The following is a 17,929-nucleotide window of genomic DNA, read 5'->3' as shown; positions in this document are numbered from 1 at the left end:
GTAGCAGGCCTTGTGGGAGCGACGTCAGTCGCGATCGGTGGTTATGGCGCATCAAGATGCGCCCTACGGGTGCTGTCGTGCCGGTGAGGTCGCGGCTTGCGCCGCTCCTACGACTGGTTGGCCCGTGACGGGGACGGGCTGTCGGTGGCGACACCCACTGCCGTGCGGACGTGCGCATACCCGATGCGTTCCTGCTCCAGGCGTATGCGCTCGCCGATGGTGTTGTCCCGCAGGGCCGTGAACAGGGCGTTCTCCTCGGCCGTGAGGTGGAGGAGGTCGCCAGTAAATCGCTGGTGAGCGGCTTCCTCGCCGCAGAGGTGGCTGTGGGCGTCCAGCGTCTCCCGGTCCATGAGCAGGGAGTGGACGTGGGGCAGGTGCTGGCGCAGGCGGCTGAGCATGGCGAAGCCGTGGGTGTCGATGTCGCCCCAGTAGTGGACGGTGGTGTCGTGAAGCCACGGAATGTCCGCGAGCCGCTCCAGCCCGTAGCCCAGGCCGAAGATCACCAGGCCGGCGGGGCAGTCGGGGAAGGCGAGGCCGTTGATCTCGTTCTCCGTGATGAAGACGTGCCGCACGGGCGCCTGCCAGACGGCCAGTTCGTCCACGGGCACGGTGACATCGCTGAACGGCCCGACGTTCAGTGCCGCATCCAGCGCCCGGAAGCGCACCAGAACGGGTTTGTCCCGCAGGCCGTACCGCTGCTCGAACCGCGCCGCGCCGGTGGCCGTGGCGTCGATGGCGCCCTCCGGCAGCATCTGGTCCAGCAGTTCCCCCAGGAGCTTGCGGCGGTTGCCGATGAACTTGGTGTCCACGCCGGGGATGTCGAGCTGCCGCAGGTATACACCCGGGCGCGGGTGGGTGGCGAAGTGGTCCAGGATGGCGAGAATCCGTGGCCATTCGTCGGCTCGCTCAAGAGCGGTCAGCGGCCGGCGTGCCAGCCAGTCTTCCAGGGCGGGATGGCGCCGCAGGGTCTCCCGGGCGAGTTCCTGGAACCGCGCCAGCTCCCGGGTGCGGCCGATCAGCCGCAGGCCGTCGGCCTCGGTAGGAACGGTGATGCCGGCGGGCAGATCGTTACCGCCATGCACGCGGTGGTTCACGCGCTCCCAGGTGATGTCGTAGCCATAACCCCGGTGCTCGCGACTGCCGTCGCGCAGGGTGTGCACCCAGTCACGGACTTCCATGAAGCGCTCGGCTATGTCTTTCGCCGTCGGGCGCTTCAACCGGAGTTCCCGCGGGAAGAGTGGCTCTCCGGTCAGGTGAGCTGCCAGCCAGTCGCCTTTGTCCCAGAGGCGCTGGAGTTGCTGGCGAATGGTGTCAGGTTTGGTCCATGGCATCGCTGACGAACTCCACGACACGGTCCGCGATGGCCGTGGCCTGCCTGGCGTCCGTTTCTCCGAATAGCTCGAAGGGCGCATCGTCCGCGTCACCCAGCGGGTACCGGGTTTCAACATGCATGCGGGCGAGAAGGCGCCCTTCGTCCTGGGACAGAACGTCCTCCGGGATCGTAACGCCAGCATCCTGTAGCAGGCGCCGCAGTGCCAGGACGGAGTGGGTGCGCTCAAGTTCCTGCCCGGCTTCCAGCATCAGGGCCTTCAGGGATTTCTCCACGGCCTGTTGGGCGCTGTAGCACGCCTGCGCGTAGAACCCACCGCTTAGCGAGTATCTGGCGTGGCGGGCATCGTTGACCCCCTGCGAGAGCCATTTGTCGGCGCGACGGGATTGCGTCATTGACGCTCTCCGTCGCGTGTATCGACGAGCGGCAACCGCTCTTCGGACAGGCGGCTCCAGAAGGGGGCCCCGGAAGCGATGCGGCTTTGCCAGTCTGCATCGCAGAGTGCGAGCACGTCGTCACCGATTCGCAGAAGCCGAGTCTGGGCCTCGGTGGCTGTCGCTTGATCAGGGGCGAGGACCAGAAGGTCGGTATCCGAGTAGCCGTCGAAGGTCCCTGTCGCCCAGGAACCGAAGAGGTAGACGGTTGCGGCCAGGCGCGGCGGTTGTTCCAGGGTCTCGCGCACGGTGTCTCGGAGGCGTTGGATCGTTCGCGTACGAATGTTCTCCCGCGATCGGGCCAGGGCGGCCTTGACCGTCGAAGCGTGGTGTCTAGCCTGGTTATCCATGGTGTTCTGTCTCGAGGCGGCGGACCTGAAGGTCCGCCCTACGTGGTTGCTACAACGCTGTGGTCCCGTGCACGCCCACTCGTAGGGTGGACCTTCAGGTCCACCGAACGACACATCCGAGCCAGTGTAGGGCGCATTCACGACCACCGTCCAGCCGTCGCCATCGCGATCATTGAGCGGCTCGCCGGGCGGCTTTCTCCGCGTGGTACTCCTCGATGGTGAGGTTGCGCAGCAGGGATTCGCTGTTGTCGTTGCTGTGGACGAAGCCGACGCTGGCCACAAACGGCTCGATGATGTGGATCTTCTGCAGCGGGGTGACGATGAGAAGCTGCAGGTTGAGCCGCTGGAACAGCTCCAGGCCGTAGCGGGCGGAGTCGTCGGAGCCGCGGCCGAAGGCTTCGTCGATGACCACGAAGCGGAACGAGCGTGAACGCTCCTCGCCCCACTCCAGACCGAACTGGTAGGCGAGGCTGGCGGCGAGCACGGTGTAGGCGAGTTTCTCCTTCTGCCCGCCGGACTTGCCGCCGGAGTCGGCGTAGTGTTCGTACTCGGTGTCGTCTTCGCGCCAGCGCTCGGAGGCGGAGAAGGCGAACCAGTTGCGCACGTCGGTGACCTTGCGCCTCCAGCGCTGGTCGGCGTCCGTGGTGCCTTCCCGGCCGCGGAAGCGCTCGATGATGGCTTTCACCTGCAGGAACTTCGCCTCGGAGTACTGCTCGTCCTCGGAGCCGGTGATCGCACCCTCGGTACAGGCTCGCAGTTCCTGCTGGAAGTCGCGGATGTCGGGGTCGGTGGTCGGCTCGGCCAGCAGTTTGATATAGCGCCCGCGGTTGTACTCGATCTCGTGCAGGGAGCGGTTGATGGTGTCGATGCGCTCGCGGATGGCCTGGCGCTGCCGGTGCAACTCACTCTGGAAGGCCGCCACCTCGCGGATGGTGTTCTCGTTCAGCAGCTCCTTGAAGCGCGCCTCGAAGCGCGGCAGGTCGTCCCCCTGGAGCTGCTCCAGCATGGCGCGGTAATCGCCGGCGGCGTCCACGCTCACGTCCACCTCGCGGGTCTCCAGCGGCCAGGCGTTCTGGAAGCCGCGCATGGCGTCGATGATGCGATCGCGCAGGGTCTTCAGGCGTGATTCACGGGTGTCGATGCGCTTTTGCAGCCACTCGCGCATTTCCCGCTCGCGGTTGTCGCAGGACTCCACGGAGAGGGTGTGTTCGCCCAGGGCCTCATCGCGCATGGCGGCAAGCTTCGGGAAGTAATGGGCCTGGGCGTCCTCCGGCGTGGCGGCGAGCAGGGTGTCGCACTCGGTGCGCTGCTGCTCGGCTTCCTCGCGTCGGTGCTCGGCCTTGCTGTGCTCGCGGTTGGCCTCCGTGATGGCATCGTCGGTGGCGGTCTGTTCCCGCTCCAGTTCGGCGAGCTGCTCCTCCAGGGTGCGCAGGATGTCCGACTGCTCCTGGAGGCTGCGGTACTCGGCGTCCAGCCGGTGGATCTCCTCGGCCAGCGGCTGCCAGTCGATCTGGCGGAAGTCGGTGTAGTGGGCCAGGGCTTGGATGCGGTCGCGCTGCTCCTGCAGCGAGTGCTCTTCCTGCTGCAGGGTGGCAATGCGCTCGCCGGCTTCCTGCATCCGCCGGGCCAGGCCCTCGGCCTCGTGTTCCAGGGCGGCGATCTTGGCTTCGTTGCTCCAGCCGAGCACGAAACGGGAGCGGTCGTCGATGCGGTGGCGGTCGTCCTTCTCGTGGCGCTCGCCGCCGGCCTTGATCTGCCCGGCACGGGTCAGCGCATGGGTCTCGCGCCGGAACTGCTGCAGGTCGGCGCAGCAGGCGTAGTCGAACCGGCGCGCCAGTTCCCGCTCCAGCCAGCCGTAGTAGGCGGACTCCGGCCGGATAGCCAGTTTGCGCACCAGCGAATCCGGCCGCAGGTCCGGGGGCGCAGAGTGCTTGTGCTCGCGCACGCGGAAATACACCAGGCGTCCGCGCAGGTGGGTGCGCTCCACCCAGTCCGCCACGTTGCGGTACTGGCTGTCGGGGACCAGCAGTGACAGCCCGAAGTTGTGCAGCACCCGCTCGATGGCGCCTTCCCAGTCGCGCTCGTCGTCGCGGACCTGGATGAGTTCGCCAACGAAGGGGATGTCGTCGGCGCCCAGCTCCAGGGCCTCGCACAGGCGCTCGCGAATAGTGAGCATGTTGGCGGGGATGTTGGAGCGGCGCTGGCGTAGCGACGCCAGCTCGGTGTCGATCTCCTCGTGCTGGGCTTTCAGAGTGCGCAGGTCGACGCTGGCCTCGGTGACGGCGTTTTGCACTTCCGAGCGGCGGGATTCCGTGCGCTCCAGGGCGGTGTCCAGGGCCTGGCGGTTGGCGGTGAAGGTGCCGCTGTCGGTGGCGTCCGGCAGTTCCAGGGCGTGGGCCAGCTCCCGGTAGCGTTCGGCCTGGCGCTGGCGCTCGTCCCGCTCGCCGCGTTTTCGCTCCAGCTCTGCCTTGATGCGCTCCAGCCGGTCGCCGCCGTTGTCGGCGATGGCCTGCTTGAGTTCGTCCCGCCGGGCGCGCTGCTCCCGGCGCTGCTCGTCGAGACCGTCGATGCGGTGATTCAGCCGGGCGAGGGTCTGCTGCAGGTTGTCCAGACGCTTGTCCAGCAGTTCGCGCTTGAGGCTGGCGAACCAGGGGCGCAGGGCTTCGCGGCAGCCCTTGAGTTCGTCGATGTCGGCGGCCACCGTGGCGTGCTCGTCGGTATCCGCCACCAGCGGCTCCAGGGCCTGGATCTGTGCCTTGGCCTTGAGGACTGCCTCGTGGGCGCGGTTGAGGTCGTCGAAGTGGTCGATGAGCGCGCGGATGCGCTCGGCCACGGGGAAGGCCTCGAGCATGTGGCTGCGCACGAACTCCGTGAGGTTGCCCACGGACTTCATGGACACGGTCTGGTTGAATAGCTCCAGCGCCTGGTCGGAGTCGATGCCGAAGCGCCGGCGGAATGCGCCGCCGTAGGGCGGGAAGGTGTCGAACAGCTCCACGTTGGGCATCTGCCGCAGGCGCTTGCGCAGGTTGGCGAGATCGCTGCCGAAGCCGGCGAAGTGCTCGGTGATGGTGAGCGGCTGGTCGGCGACCACGTAGAAGCGCTCCGGCTGGCCCTGGGTGTCCCGGAAATGGAACACCTGCGCCAGGGTCACGCCCAGGTGGAAGCCCTCGTTGTAGAAATGCGCCAGGATGACGGAGTAGCTGTTGTGGTCGCGCAGGGCGACGGAGCGGCTGGCGGTGGCGTCGTCGCCGCGCTGGGATTTGTAGTAGCCAAGCACGTACGAGCGCAGGCTGCGCTCTTTCGCCTCGGCGCCGGCGGCTTTGTTGTAGGTGATGCGCTGGGCGGGCACCAGCAGGGTGGTGATGGCATCCACCAGGGTGGACTTGCCGGAGCCGATATCGCCGGTGAGCAGGCTGTTGTCACCCTCGGGCTGGATGCTCCACACCCGGTCGTGGAACGTGCCCCAGTTGTAGACCTCCATGCGCTGCAGCCGGAAGCCGGTGCGGGCAGTGTCGGTGGCGAAGTCGAGGGATTGGAGTTCCATGTTCAGATATGCACTTGCCAGTTGCCTTTTTACTGGTGGGCGACAGGTCGCATCTCGTAGATACGGCCATAGCGGGCTGCCGTCGCCAGGTCACCGCGCCGGAGAGCGTCGCGGACATCGTCGAGCTTGAATGCGCCCTCGGGTGTGAGGTAGGGAGACCACTCCGTATCGTCCAGGATCACCTCCACGCTGACCTCCGCGACATACGCTCCCTCGTGGACGTACTTTGTCTTCAGCCGGTGTGTCATCGTTATCGCCGCCTTTTCATGAACGTTTGGTCCCATCGCTCCGGGGTTGGTCGGTAGGCCGTTACGAGAACAGCAGGCCCGGAATGGCCGCGCGGAATACCCCAGACAACATGCACGGGCCGGCCGGACCCGTCGCTTTGCAGGAGCAGAATGGCCGGGCCCTTGGGAAAATCCGGGTATTCCTCCACAACCTTGGCAGCCGTTACTCCCGCCAGTATTTCACGGGCTCTGAGATCATCATCCGCAAGTTCATCGTACCCGTGCTCAGAGATGCGGACATCTCCTTTCGCAATCAATTCCTGTACCCGTGATAGCAGTTCGGTCACGTAACGATCTCCTTTCGTGACGCGTGGCCTTCATTCAGTCTTCTTTCGCCGCATGCCCACGATACTCCTCCAGCCGCGCATCCAGTTCCGACAGCCATTGGGCATCGACGAACGACTTGAGAATCCGCCGCACCTCGAACTGGCCATCCTGGCCGCGCAGGCGTCGCAGGAAGCCAAGCTCCACCACCCGATTGATGTCGCTGTCGATGCGGCTTGTGAGCTTCACCTCGTTGGCCGTGTCGGGCAGGAACACGCGCACCAGGTCCACGATTTCGTCGCGGGAGAGGATCAACCTGGGGTCGCCGCCGGTGGCGTCGTGCTCGGCGAGCTTTTTGCGCAGCAGCGCCAGTAGCAGGCTGACCGGGTAGCTCAGTTGCCGGCGCGGGACCAGGCGGGGTAGCTCGGGTTCGTCCTCCCGGGGCTCCCGGTGGCGCAGGAAAGCGTAGCCCTCGGCCTCGTCCAGCATGAGTTCGAGCCCCAGCACGCTCACGTGGTCGCGCACGCGCGCCTGATAATCCAGCAGGGCCTGCCAGTACTGCGGGTGCTGGTCCTGGTAGAGCACGCCCTTGAACAGGGTGATCAGCATGGGCGAAAAGCGGTTGTCGGCGGCCGTCTCCGTCATGGGGTTGCACTCCGTGTAAAGATGACCAGCGGCACCCGGGCGCGGCGCAGGGCGCCCTCGCTGTCCTGCCACTCCACGGCCTGTTCGCGACCCTCCTGGATGGTCGCGGCGTCGTCGTCGGTGGCCACACTGATGTAGGTGACCAGCTCGGCCAGGCCCTGTTCCAGCGGGTAGGCGTCCACCAGGTCGGCCAGGCTGATCTGGTCCCGGGTCTGCAGGGCGTGGCGGATGTGGCCGCGGAGGCGGTCGCGGTCCACGTAGGCCTGCTCGAACAGGGCATCGGTGGCCACCGTCTCGTCGCCCGCCAGCAGGGTGTCGGACTGGATCACCGGTTTGATCGGCGGGCTGAACAGCGGCCGCTCCATGGCCAGCTCCACCTGCGGTGCGGGTTCGTCCACGGGCATGGTGAAATCCGGCATGTCCTCACGCACGGCCAGGGCGTGCTGCTCGACTTCGCGGATCAGCGTCATGATGCGGCGGTCCTCGAGCCAGGCCTGGTCGTCGAGGTAGCGTCGCAACTGTTCGGACAGGCGCGCCACCGTGCGCTGGGTGCTCTCGCCGGCGGCCAGCCAGTCGTAGTGAATGCGACGCAGGCGCGCGTCTGGTTCCAGTTCGGCCACCGGCTCCAGCCCCAGGGAGCGCTCCAGCAGCTCGGTGAACTCCTCCTGCTGCGCCGGGGACATGAGGAAATCCCAGAACGCCTGGAAGCTGCGGCCCTGGTCGGAGTCGGTGATGGCGTCGCGGTCGCCGAGGACGTCTTCCAGGATGTCGCCCTTGCTGCCCTCCCAGGTGGTGATGCGCTCGCGCACCTGGCGGTCCAGCTCGCGGAAATTCTGCTCCACCTGGCGGAAATCCCCCAGCAGGCCGCGGGCGGTGGATTCCATCTGCAGGAAGCGCTCCCGGAGCTGGGTGTCGTCCATGAATGCCATGCGCCCGGCGCGGATCTCCTCGATTTCCGTGTCGATGGCGTCGCGCTTTTTCTCCAGGTCCCGGATGCGGGCCTCCGGGTCCGTCTCCGCGCCCTGGACGATCTGGTGCAGCAGGTCGAACACAAGCTTGAGACGCGACTCGGCACCGATGAACGCCTGCTGCTCCAGCCCGGCGATCCACTGGATGGCGCGCTCGGTGGCCGGTGTGAGGTCGTAGTGGGGTTCGTCGCTGTTGGCCGGGAAGTATTTCCGCAGCCAGGCGCGGTCATCCCCGGCCCAGTCCGAGAGGTACTCCAGCGCCGGCTTGGGAAAGGCGTCTTCGCCCAGCTCGTCGCGCAGGCGGAACAGGGTGTCGTCGAGCCGTGTGGCCACGTCCTGCTCAGGCAGGCTGCGCACGTTGGGGGCGATGAAGCACTGGTACAGGAAACTGATGATCAGCGGCGCGTGGTCGGCCAGCAGTAGCCGCCAGGCCGGGTGCTTGCGCCGCAGGGTTTCGAGGTAGGCGTAGTCCACGGGCGGAAGGCTCACGCGGTTAGCGTCCGGGGCCGTACGTTAGGCCGAACGGCGGTGGCTTGCAATGCTTCGCATCGTCATCCCGGGCTGCCGGACGCGTGCTCGATGCGCTTTCTTGCGCTCTCGCCCTCGCCAACTAAGGTTTGAAGAGGTGCCCGTTCCGGTCTCGGGCGGCGCCGGCAAAACAATGAGCCGGACCAGCCGGCACAAGAATCGGGAGGGGAGCCATGCTCGGGCAACAATGGAAGTAACCGGTCATTCTGGGGCGTTGTTTTCGGCCATTGACTGGCGCCGTAGTCTGCGCAGGCACATTTGCAGCAGACTGGAACGTGATCATGGCCAAGTCCCCGGGGCGTACCGCCGCGCAGTGGCGTGAACTCATTGAACGCTATACCCGCAGTGGCCTCACACGCCGGGCGTTCTGCGCGCAGGAGGGCATTGGTGAGAGCACTCTGGGCGCGTGGCAACGCCGCCTGCGTAACACCTCGTCCCCCACGCCGGAGACGACGCAGGAGCGGGCGCTTTTCGCTGAGGTCGCTTTGCAGGCATCGCGTGACGAGGACGCGCCGACGGCGCCGCCGGCACCGTGCTGGGATGTGGAGCTGGACCTGGGGGATGGCATTTGTCTGCGGGTGCGGCGGCGGCCGTGCTGAGTCAGCCATCGCGGCTGTGGCTGTGCACACGGCCAACGGACATGCGCTGCTCGTTTGACGGACTGGCGGCGCTGGTCCGGCGGCATCTGGGCCAGGATCCGCTGTCGGGCCAGGGGTTTGTGTTTATCAACCGCCGGCGCACGCTGCTGAAGTTGTTGTACTTCGACGGCGACGGTTACTGCGTGTGGAGCAAGCGCCTGGAGCGGGGGCAGTTCGGCGGTGCCCTGACGGCGGGGGACGCCGTGGAGGCGCTGAGCCGCACGCAGTTCACCGCGCTGCTCGAAGGGCTGGATCTGGTCATTCGCAAACGGCAGAAAAGGTGGCGACAATCCCCCCACCCGGGCACGGAATCGGGTAAAATGCACGGGTGATTTGCGAAGGGAATCAGCCCCTTGTCGAACGTTATCCCCGCCACTAAGCACGCCCAGGTCGTTGCCGAGAATCAGGCCTTGCATGGCGAGCTCAGGAGCTGCGCCGCCAGCTTGCCTGGTTCAAACGCCAGCTCTTCGGCGAGAAGTCTGAGCGCCACCACATCCTCGATCCAGCCGTCCAAGTGAACCTGTTCGAGGCCACGGCGACGCCCGTGCCCGAGCAGGGCGAGCGTGAGCGGATCAGCTATACCCGCAGCAAGGGCAAGAACCGCGACGACGCCGCCAACGACACGGGGCTGCGCTTCGACGACAGCGTCCCGCGGCGAGTCATCGAGGTTCCCCCGCCCGCAGGCTGTGCCACCGATGAGGTCGTGGCCACGCGCACGACGTTCCGCCTCGCGCAGCGCCGGGCGGGCTACGAGGTCCTCGAGTACCGCCACCCGGTGCTCAAGGACCGCAGCAGCGGCGCGCTCACGAGTGTCCCGGCGCCGCGCAACGTCTTCGAGGGCAGTGTCTTTGACGTCAGCTTCGCCGCCGGCGTGCTGGTCGACAAGTTCTGCTACCACCTGCCGCTGTACCGGCAGTCTCAGCGCCTGAGTCAGGCCGGCATCCAGGTGGCACGCAGCTCTCTGACAGCGGTCGTGGCACGCACCGCCGCGCTGCTTGAGCCGATTGCGCGGGCACAGCTTACGCACGTGCTCAGCGGCGGGGTGCTGGCCATGGACGAGACGCCGATCAAGGCCGGGCGCAAGGGCCCGGGCAAGATGCACCAGGCCTACTTCTGGCCGCTGTACGGTGACAGCGATGAGATCTGCTTTACCTTCAGCCCCAGCCGTGCCGGCGCCCATATCGAACGCACCCTGGCGGACCGCTTCCACGGGGTGCTGCTCACCGACGGCTACGCGGCCTACGAGAAATATGCCGCCGGCCAGCCGCAGATCACCCACGCCCAATGCTGGTCGCACATGCGCCGCCAGTTCGAGCGGGCCCTGGAGACCGACCCTGCCGCCCGGGAGGCCCTGGCGCAGATCGGCCAACTCTATGCCCAGGAGCAATCGATCCGTGAGCGTGGACTCCACGGCGCGGACAAACGCCACGCACGGCGGGAGCAGTGCGCTCCGCTGGTGCGCGCCTTCTGGGAGTGGTGTGATGCACAGCTCCAGCGCATGGATCTCGAGCCGCGCCACCCGCTACTCAAGGCGCTGGGGTATGTGCGCGAGCGCCAACCGGCCCTGGCGGTCTTCCTGGAGCACCCGGATGTCCCCATCGACACCAACCACCTGGAGCGGGGGCTGCGCGCCATCCCCATGGGCCGGCGCAACTGGTTGTTCTGCTGGAGCGAGGTCGGTGCCGCCCACGTGGCCACCATCCAGACGCTGCTGGTGACCTGCCGGCTGCAGGGCGTCGATCCGACCACCTACCTGGTAGACGTGCTCCAGCGCGTCGGGATGCACCCGGCCGCCCGGGTGGAAGAGCTCACGCCGCGGCGCTGGAAGGCACTGTTCAATGATGCGCCGCTGCGCTCGGATATCGAGCGCTAGACACCACGCCCTCCCGACTCCATGCACTGCCAGCGAGAGACTGTTGAATGCGCATTGACGACCTCACCCTCGATGAACTCCTGGAGCTCAACGACCTCATCTGCCACCGCATCGATGAACTGCGGGCACGCCAGGATCTCGATGTCCTCAAGCACCTGCGCCTGGGTCAGGCGGTGTCGTTCAACAGCCGCGAGGGCGAGGTGTTCGGCCAGGTAGTCAAGATCAACCGCAAGACGGTGGTGGTCCACGCCGAGGATCACCGCCAATGGAAAGTCCCCGCCGGGGTCATCAAACTGCTCCGGGACATCCCCTGAATCCTGTCAACGACGCCCCAGAATGACCGGTTACCAATGGAAGCTGTTGGTTGTCGGGGTCGGAGCCGTTGCTCTGGCGGGATGTCTCAGTGATGGCGACTCCAGGTCGTCGTCGAACAACAGCGCAGCAGACCAATCTGATTTGACCGCGGCGGGAGGACCCGGGAACGCTCCGGGGAGTGCGGGCAACGGCCAGGGCAATGGTGCGTCAGAGTCCGCCGGGCCGCCGATGGTCCCGCCGGGCATCGATCGGCAGATGGGTATCGAGGTGCTCTCCAGTGCACCGGACCAGGTCTCGGGTGGCGATGTGCGCATTGCCGTGGAGGGTCCGCCGGGGCAGCTGAAGCGGGTTTCGCTGTGGCTGAATGACCAGAACCTGGGTTTGGCGGGCCTGGAAGGCGAGGGGCGGCGCCTGGAAGGCCTGCTGGAGGGCCTGCAGGAAGGTGAGAACGTGTTGCAGCTTCAGCACGAGCGGTTCGGCAAGCTTGATGAAGTCGTGCTGGAGAATCACCCCATCAGCGGACCCATGTTCTCGGGTGAACAGCAGACACCGTTCGTGTGCATGACCCATCGCGAATTCGGCATTGAGCCGCAGGTGGACAGTGCCTCGCCGCCGGGGTTCCAGGTGCTGGACGATGACGGCCAGGTCATCGGCTATAGTCGTAACTGCCACATCGAGCCATTCATCACCTATCACTACCGGACCACTGACGGTGGCTGGGCGGACTGGCCGGACGACGACACCTTCCCGGACGATCTGGCGACCACGACCACCATCGACGGCAAAGAGAAGGACTTTGTGGTGCGCGTGGAGCGTGGGACGATCAACCGCTTCCTGTTCAGCTACGCGATGCTGATCGATCCCGACCGGATCGGCGCGGATACGCAAGACACCAGCCACTGGAACGGACGGCTTCTATACCACTTTCAAGGCGGTGTGGGCATCGGCCACACCCAGGGTCGTTGGGACAACAGCCGTGCCATGAACCCTGAAGTCCTTGGCCTGGGCCATGCCATTGCCTACTCCACCGGCACGCGGACGGGCGAGCACTACAACCTGCAGGTGGGCGGGGAGACGGCGCTGATGACCAAAGAGCATTTCATCAAGCGCTTCGGCGAGCCGTTGTACACGGTGGGCCTGGGCGGATCGGGCGGCGCTATCCAGCAGTACGTCTACGGCCAGAACCACCCGGGGCTGATCGACATTGCCGTGCCCCAGCGGTCCTACCCGGACATGGTGACGCAGACCATTCACATCGGTGACTGCGAGCTGCTGGAGCACTACATGGACGTGACCGATGGGGATAATCCCAAATGGCAGACCACCGAGAACCGGAGCTGGCTGGTGGGGCTCAATGCCACGGATTTTGTCGACGACCCGTTGGCCGACACCAAGCCGCAGCTCGGTTTCGGCACGGCGCCGGGCTCCAGCGAGTGCATCGCCGCCTGGCGCGGGCTCTCGCCGCTCACCCTGAACCCCCATTTCGGCAGTGCCCGGGAATCTGACCGGTGGGAACCGCAGTCGGAGATTGCCGAGATCGAATGGACCCATCCAGATGATCTCCGGAATATCTACGGTGTGGGCGACGACGGGTTTGCCCGCCGCGCCGTGGATAACGTGGGTGTCCAGTACGGGCTCGGCGCCTTCGTCGAAGGTCAACTTACGACCGCGGAGTTCCTGGATCTCAACGCGCAGGTGGGTGGCTGGAAACCCTCGGCGGAGATGGTCCAGGAAGGCTTTCCGTTCCTGGGCGACCCGACGCCGGAGAACTTCGACCCCTGGAGCCGACGCAACATGATGTTGAGCGATACGGACGCACCGGCCCCGCGCCACGAGGGGGATCCGGAGGCGATCCGCGCGCTCTATGACACGGGCATGGTGTTCCAGGGCCACATCGATATTCCGGTCATCGACATTCGGGAATGGATGGAACCGATCCTGGACATGCACAACTCCCATCAGTCTTTTGCCGCTCGTGCCCGCATTCTCGAGGCCATGCCCGATGACGACCACCATCTGGTGTGGTTCGCGGACATCGGCGACGAGGCGGATGGCTATCCGGGTAAACAGTTCGGCATGACCATGAAGGCGCTTCGCCTTGCCGACGAGTGGATGCTGGCCATACTGGACGATCCCAAGGAACGTGTGGCGGCCAATCGGCCCGCAGCGGCCGTGGATCGCTGTTTCACCCAGGATGGGGAAACCATCGCCGCAGGGGATGGCGTATGGGCCGGGATACTGGATGAACGGGCTCCAGGCGCGTGCACTCTGGAGTTTCCCGTGTACACCACCTCGCGGATTGAGGCGGGCGGCCCGATTTCCGGGGATGTGTTCAAGTGTCAACGGAAGTCAGTGGATACTGCGCTGACCGATGGCACATACGGCAGCCGGACGTTCACTGCCGACCAGCAGGAGAGACTCCGCGAAATCTTCCCGGAGGGGGTCTGCGATTACGCTCTCCCGGATGCCGGCCGTCCCGCGGTGTCATCCAACTGGTAGAGCGCCAGGGTTTGCGCTGCTTCTGCCGGGGCTCGCGACTGACGTCGCTCCTACGAGGTTCCTGCGCAACAAAAAACGGCCACCCCTCGGGGTGGCCGTTTTTGTTAGAGCGTTCCGCTTTGCAGCTTACTTGCTCTGGCTGGCAGCCTTGGTCGCGGTCTTGGCGCCGTTCTGGGCAGCCTTGCTGACCTTCTCGGCGCTCTCCTGGGTGACCTTCTGCGCGTTCTGCGCAAAGGCCTGGTTCAGGGAGGCGACCTTTTCGGCGTCGCCCTTCATGCGCTCGCCAAGATCCTTGGCAACCTTCTGCTGGTTCTCGACAAAGGTGCGCACGTCGGACGGATCCTTCACTTCCAGCGCGGCACGGGCCTGCTGGATGCTGGTCTCGGCGTACGCCTTGGCAGCGTCGAACTGCAGGTTGCTGAGCTGCTCGAAGTGGTCCAGAACCATGCTGGCATAGGTGCGCGCCGGGGCGCCGAAGGTGCTGTCGATCTGCTTCTGCATCTGGGTAACGGTTTCGTTGCTCATCTCAATCATCCTTTAGGTCGTGCATGCTGCAAAGGCGTTTTGCCTTTGATGCGATGCAATATAGCAAAGCAATTGATGCAATGCAACATAATCGTGAATCTTTGGCCATGTGCGCTATCATTTGACTAAGCCCGATTCTATCCAGTGATGGTGCAAGCCAATGGAAGCACGCAATCTCTACCAGCCAACGTCCCCGGGAGAGGGTGGCTTCTGGGCACGCCTGGGTTTGCCATCCCGTGGTGCCGAACTCCATGAGGCGCTACATCGGGGATTTCCTTATCAGGTGTTCCGGCGCCTCGCCGAGCTCTCCGGGCTGGATCGCAAGGAGCTCGCCCGGGTCACGGTCATTGCGCCGGCGACCCTGCAGCGCCGCTCGAAAGCAGGGCGGTTCAGCCCCGACGAGAGTGATCGCCTGTACCGGTTTGCCCAAGTGTTCAAGGCGGCCCTGGATCTCTTCGATGGTGACGAGGCGGCGGCCAGTCACTGGCTGACGCAGCCGGTGCAGGGGCTCGGCGACCGCCGGCCGGTGGATATGCTGGCCACGTCGGCGGAGACCCAGGACGTGACGGATCTCATCGGTCGTCTGGAGCACGGGATCGCGACATGACCGATTTAGTGCCTGCCTACCGGCTGGTCAAGGCCAGGCACGCTGATGCTGCGTTCGACGGCGAGGGCGCGCGACGTTTCGGCGGGCGCTGGAACAGCAAGGGCCGGCCGTGTGTGTACGTGGCCTCGTCGGAGTCACTGGCGACCCTGGAGGTGCTGGTGCACCTGGGGCAGCGGCAGCCGCTGCGGGGTTACGCGTTGTTCCATGTGCGTATTCCGGCGGCGTCGATCCTGTATCTGGACGAGGCCGCGCTACCGGCGAACTGGCGTGATCCGCTGCCGCCGGCAGAGACGGCAGAGATCGGCGATGCCTGGCTCACGGGTGCACAGAGCCTGGCACTGGCCGTGCCCAGCGTGGTTGTGCCGCGGGAGGTGAATTACATGCTCAATCCCGGTCACCCGGAGTTTGCGAAGGTGGTGACCGGTGCGGAGCGGGGTCCGTTTGCGTTTGATGAGCGGTTGCAGGGCCAGGCACCCCGCTGACGTCTCAGTGACCCTCAATACACCTCGGCGAGGTTGCCGGGAAACCTCAGCCGCCGTTGTCCGCTTTGGGGATCGGCGTGACGTTGTCCGCCTTGCTGGCCTTCTCGCCGGGCGCGTCGGCGTTTTCCAGGGCGTCCAGGTCCAGCTTGTGGGCCAGGGCCGCCAGGGCCGTGCGGCGGTCGCCCAGGGCGTACGCGATTTCTTCCAGCAACGCTTCATCGGCTTTCGGGAACTGTTTGCGCAGGAAAGCGTCCAGCGCCTCGGCGACGCTGAGGTCCTTGTCCCGGGCATCGGCATCGGCTTTCTTCTCGAACATCATCTGCTTTGGATCCCTGTCCGACACGTAGAGCGCTTTGACTGCCATGATTCACCTCGCATGGATGCGGCCTTGATCATTCATTTCCCGGACAGCCTAACCGAAGAAGCTGTATAAAAAAACAGTATTATTCGGTGATGGCCGTGTCGCGTGACTCAGGTCCGCCGGAAACGCCGCACGCCGTCGTCGTCCAGCAGCTCCAGGCCCCCTTCCGTGTGCAGGTAATGCAGGTGTGCCAGGCCCTCACCCATGGCGAAACCGACCTGTTCCTGGGCCAGTTTTCGATCGAACACCGCGGGCAGGGCCTCGTAGCAGGTGGTGGGTTCCGTGCAGAACGCGTGCAGGCGCTCCAGGCGTTCGTGGTGGTGGGCTACGAGTTCGCCGACCCGGGCCGCCAGGCCCCGGAAGGGTGAGCGGTGGCCCGGGAGCACCAGCGGGCTGTCGCCGAGCTCAGCAAAGGGCTGCAGGGTGCGCAGGTAGTCGTGCAGCGGGTTCTGCGCGCCGTTGGGCCACACCCCGATGTTGGGGGAAATGCCCGGCAGAACCTGGTCCGCCGCCAGCAGGACGTCGTCCCCGGCGGTGAACAGGGACATCTGGTGGGGCGAGTGTCCCTTGCCGATGAGAATGCGCCAGTCCCGACCGCCCAGGCGCAAGGGCCGGCTTTCGTCGACGTGCGCCACGTGGTCCGGGAGCTCGTGGACCAGGCGCTGGTAGTCCGGCATGTCTGCCACCAGGGATTCCGCCCGGTCTGCCGGAACCCCGTTGGTGATCCAGTACGCCCTGCGGCGGGCGCGTTTCGCCTCGGGTTCTTCCTTGAAGTGGGTGGAGATCTCGTGCTCGGCAGCGGTCATCTCCAGGGGCGCGTCCCACTCCCGGCACAGCCAGCCCGCCAGGCCGATGTGGTCGGGGTGATGGTGGGTGGCGATCACCCGGCGCACTGGCCGGCCGCGCAGGAGCGGCGTGCGCAGGGCTCGACGCCAGTGCTCCCGGGCCGCTGGCGTGTCCAGGCCTGTGTCGACCACGGCCCAGCCGTCGCCTTCGTCGAGGAGGTAGGTGTTCACATGGTCCAGTGCAAGCGGCAGGGGCAGGCGCAGCAGGATGATGCCATCGGCCACCTGCAGCGGTTTGCCCACCTCGGGCGCGTAAACCCGCTCAACTGCCGACGCCTTGCGTGCCGCGCAACCTGCACTCGTCATGCTTTCGACTCCCAATGGTGCAATGCAATGTGATCAGGGTGTCAATAATGGGCGATCCGCGGCGTTGATGCCAGCGTCATATGCCCCGGGGCGAAGCCATCCGGAGGGTCAGTACTGCACCGGCGAAGTGTTGTCGTCTGCGCGCGACGCCTTGAGGCCGCGCACCAGAAACGTTTCCATGCCAGGGACGCGATCGGATTCTCAACGGGAGTATGGCATGAAACGTGTGTTCAGGATGCTGATCGGGCTGGTCGTGATCGTGGTGGTGCTCGGGATTGTCGGCGTGGTGCTTGCCGACACCATCGCGCGCCAGGGGATTGAGCGTGGTGGCACCGAGGCGACGGGCACGGAGGTCTCTCTGGGCGGTGCCTCCGTGACGCTGCTCGATGGCGGGCTCGCGCTGAACGACCTGGCGATTGCGAACCCTGATGGTTACAGCGCCGAGCGGTTCCTGGACCTGACCGAAGGCACCGTGGCCGTGGACCTGGCCTCCCTGCGTGAGGACGAGGTGCGCGTGTCCAGGGTTCACCTGGAAGGCCTGGACATCACGCTGGAGCAGGAAGGGGCGACGTCCAACGTGCGCGAGTTGCTTGCGCATGCCCAGAGTCAGCGCGCCGGTGACGCGGACACCGACGAGGTGGCCGATGAGGCTGACGCGGCGGACGATGAGGGCAGGCAGGTGCGGGTGGAGTCACTCACGCTGGATGACGCCCGCGTGACCGTACGCGGCGGTGTCGCCGGCGAGGAGGTGGCGGTGGCACTGCGCCTGGACGGCGTTGAGCTGCGCGACATCGGCTCCGAGACGGCGGGCGGTACCGTGACGGCGGATGTCCTCGGGCTGGTCCTCGAGGCCGTGGTGGTGACGGTTCTCGAAGAGACGGCCGGCGCGCTCCCGGAACCGCTGGACGGCGATTTCGCCGATGGCCTGGTGGCCATGGCCCCGGAGACCGGCATGACCTACCAGCACGTGGAAGGCGGCAGCGTCTCCATCGAGGAGGTGCGCGGTGACAGCGGCGTCATTGATGCCATCGAAGGCGCCGTGGACCAGGCCGTGGACGAGATCGAGGATCTGTTCTGACCTGGGTCACGGCCGCCGATGCGGCGCCTCGGGCCGAGAGGCTCACGCTT

Annotated in this window: 19 protein-coding genes; 8 read left to right on the top strand and 11 right to left on the bottom strand. The window is 65.9% G+C overall.

Translation table 11 applies throughout. The features are described from left to right. Nucleotides 1-107 precede the first annotated feature (107 nt). The 8 genes from KU884_RS11895 to KU884_RS11860 form a co-directional block, all read right to left on the bottom strand. Nucleotides 108-1,331, bottom strand: a complete 1,224-nt coding sequence (locus KU884_RS11895; RefSeq protein WP_167782844.1) for a DUF3322 domain-containing protein — start codon at nt 1,329-1,331, stop codon at nt 108-110. Then, the gene (locus KU884_RS11890) at nt 1,312-1,725 is read right to left on the bottom strand and encodes a HEPN domain-containing protein (RefSeq protein WP_167782843.1); all 414 of its coding nucleotides are present in this window, start codon (nt 1,723-1,725) and stop codon (nt 1,312-1,314) included. Before KU884_RS11890 ends, KU884_RS11895 begins: the two co-directional genes overlap by 20 nt. After that, on the bottom strand, nt 1,722-2,012 hold the full coding sequence (locus tag KU884_RS11885) for a nucleotidyltransferase domain-containing protein (RefSeq protein ID WP_167782842.1): 291 nt from the start codon (nt 2,010-2,012) through the stop codon (nt 1,722-1,724). The genes KU884_RS11890 and KU884_RS11885 overlap by 4 nt, the downstream gene beginning before the upstream one ends. Nucleotides 2,013-2,283: 271 nt before the next feature. Beyond that, nucleotides 2,284-5,658, bottom strand: coding sequence for an ATP-binding protein (locus tag KU884_RS11880; RefSeq protein ID WP_167782841.1), 3,375 nt, complete (start codon nt 5,656-5,658; stop codon nt 2,284-2,286). A 29-nt stretch (nt 5,659-5,687) separates the two neighbouring features. Continuing rightward, complete coding sequence (locus KU884_RS11875) at nt 5,688-5,906, bottom strand: hypothetical protein (RefSeq protein WP_167782840.1); 219 nt, start codon at nt 5,904-5,906, stop codon at nt 5,688-5,690. Nucleotides 5,907-5,908: 2 nt separating this feature from the next. Further along, nucleotides 5,909-6,232, bottom strand: coding sequence for a DUF4258 domain-containing protein (locus KU884_RS11870; RefSeq protein WP_167782839.1), 324 nt, complete (start codon nt 6,230-6,232; stop codon nt 5,909-5,911). 34 nt (nt 6,233-6,266) lie between these two features. Then, nucleotides 6,267-6,854, bottom strand: coding sequence for a DUF4194 domain-containing protein (locus KU884_RS11865; RefSeq protein WP_167782838.1), 588 nt, complete (start codon nt 6,852-6,854; stop codon nt 6,267-6,269). Then, nucleotides 6,851-8,311: a DUF3375 domain-containing protein gene (locus KU884_RS11860; RefSeq protein WP_254432036.1), complete on the bottom strand. Its 1,461-nt coding sequence runs from the start codon at nt 8,309-8,311 to the stop codon at nt 6,851-6,853. Before KU884_RS11860 ends, KU884_RS11865 begins: the two co-directional genes overlap by 4 nt. A gap of 320 nt (nt 8,312-8,631) precedes the next feature. Here KU884_RS11860 and KU884_RS11855 point away from each other — a divergent pair, with 320 nt between their 5' ends. From KU884_RS11855 to KU884_RS11835, 5 genes are all read left to right on the top strand, one after another. After that, nucleotides 8,632-8,949 (top strand): IS66 family insertion sequence element accessory protein TnpB, encoded by a 318-nt coding sequence (locus tag KU884_RS11855; protein ID WP_167780697.1) that lies wholly within the window; start codon nt 8,632-8,634, stop codon nt 8,947-8,949. Between the two features lie 41 nt (nt 8,950-8,990). After that, nucleotides 8,991-9,320, top strand: a complete 330-nt coding sequence (tnpB, locus tag KU884_RS11850; RefSeq protein WP_167782837.1) for an IS66 family insertion sequence element accessory protein TnpB — start codon at nt 8,991-8,993, stop codon at nt 9,318-9,320. 98 nt (nt 9,321-9,418) lie between these two features. After that, entirely contained in the window at nt 9,419-10,861 is a 1,443-nt protein-coding gene (locus tag KU884_RS11845) for an IS66 family transposase (RefSeq protein ID WP_167784183.1), read from the top strand. A gap of 47 nt (nt 10,862-10,908) precedes the next feature. Further along, nucleotides 10,909-11,175 carry a transposase gene (locus tag KU884_RS11840; protein WP_167782241.1) on the top strand — a complete coding sequence of 89 codons (267 nt, stop codon included), beginning with the start codon at nt 10,909-10,911 and terminating at the stop codon, nt 11,173-11,175. Nucleotides 11,176-11,404: 229 nt separating this feature from the next. Further along, nucleotides 11,405-13,675 (top strand): DUF6351 family protein, encoded by a 2,271-nt coding sequence (locus KU884_RS11835; RefSeq protein ID WP_167782836.1) that lies wholly within the window; start codon nt 11,405-11,407, stop codon nt 13,673-13,675. Between the two features lie 126 nt (nt 13,676-13,801). On the opposite strand, the gene KU884_RS11830 is transcribed toward KU884_RS11835, so the two are convergent. Beyond that, entirely contained in the window at nt 13,802-14,200 is a 399-nt protein-coding gene (locus KU884_RS11830; protein WP_167782835.1) for a phasin family protein, read from the bottom strand. 160 nt (nt 14,201-14,360) lie between these two features. Here KU884_RS11830 and KU884_RS11825 point away from each other — a divergent pair, with 160 nt between their 5' ends. Further along, nucleotides 14,361-14,807 (top strand): antitoxin Xre-like helix-turn-helix domain-containing protein, encoded by a 447-nt coding sequence (locus KU884_RS11825; RefSeq protein WP_167782834.1) that lies wholly within the window; start codon nt 14,361-14,363, stop codon nt 14,805-14,807. Beyond that, nucleotides 14,804-15,289, top strand: a complete 486-nt coding sequence (locus tag KU884_RS11820; protein WP_167782833.1) for an RES family NAD+ phosphorylase — start codon at nt 14,804-14,806, stop codon at nt 15,287-15,289. The genes KU884_RS11825 and KU884_RS11820 overlap by 4 nt, the downstream gene beginning before the upstream one ends. A 46-nt stretch (nt 15,290-15,335) precedes the next feature. Here the strand turns inward: KU884_RS11820 and KU884_RS11815 are convergent, their stop codons facing one another. Both KU884_RS11815 and KU884_RS11810 read right to left on the bottom strand, forming a co-directional pair. Then, nucleotides 15,336-15,653 (bottom strand): YebG family protein, encoded by a 318-nt coding sequence (locus KU884_RS11815; protein ID WP_167782832.1) that lies wholly within the window; start codon nt 15,651-15,653, stop codon nt 15,336-15,338. A 107-nt stretch (nt 15,654-15,760) separates the two neighbouring features. Further along, nucleotides 15,761-16,801 (bottom strand): MBL fold metallo-hydrolase, encoded by a 1,041-nt coding sequence (locus tag KU884_RS11810; protein ID WP_167782831.1) that lies wholly within the window; start codon nt 16,799-16,801, stop codon nt 15,761-15,763. A gap of 217 nt (nt 16,802-17,018) precedes the next feature. Between KU884_RS11810 and KU884_RS11805 the strand changes: the two genes are divergently transcribed. Continuing rightward, nucleotides 17,019-17,879 carry a hypothetical protein gene (locus KU884_RS11805; protein ID WP_167782830.1) on the top strand — a complete coding sequence of 287 codons (861 nt, stop codon included), beginning with the start codon at nt 17,019-17,021 and terminating at the stop codon, nt 17,877-17,879. Nucleotides 17,880-17,929: the final 50 nt, after the last annotated feature.

This window comes from Aquisalimonas sp. 2447 (genome assembly GCF_012044895.1).
In the GTDB taxonomy this organism is placed as follows: domain Bacteria; phylum Pseudomonadota; class Gammaproteobacteria; order Nitrococcales; family Aquisalimonadaceae; genus Aquisalimonas.
The sequence above is the reverse complement of the archived record's forward strand: the minus strand, read 5'-3'. Positions and strand labels throughout refer to the sequence as shown.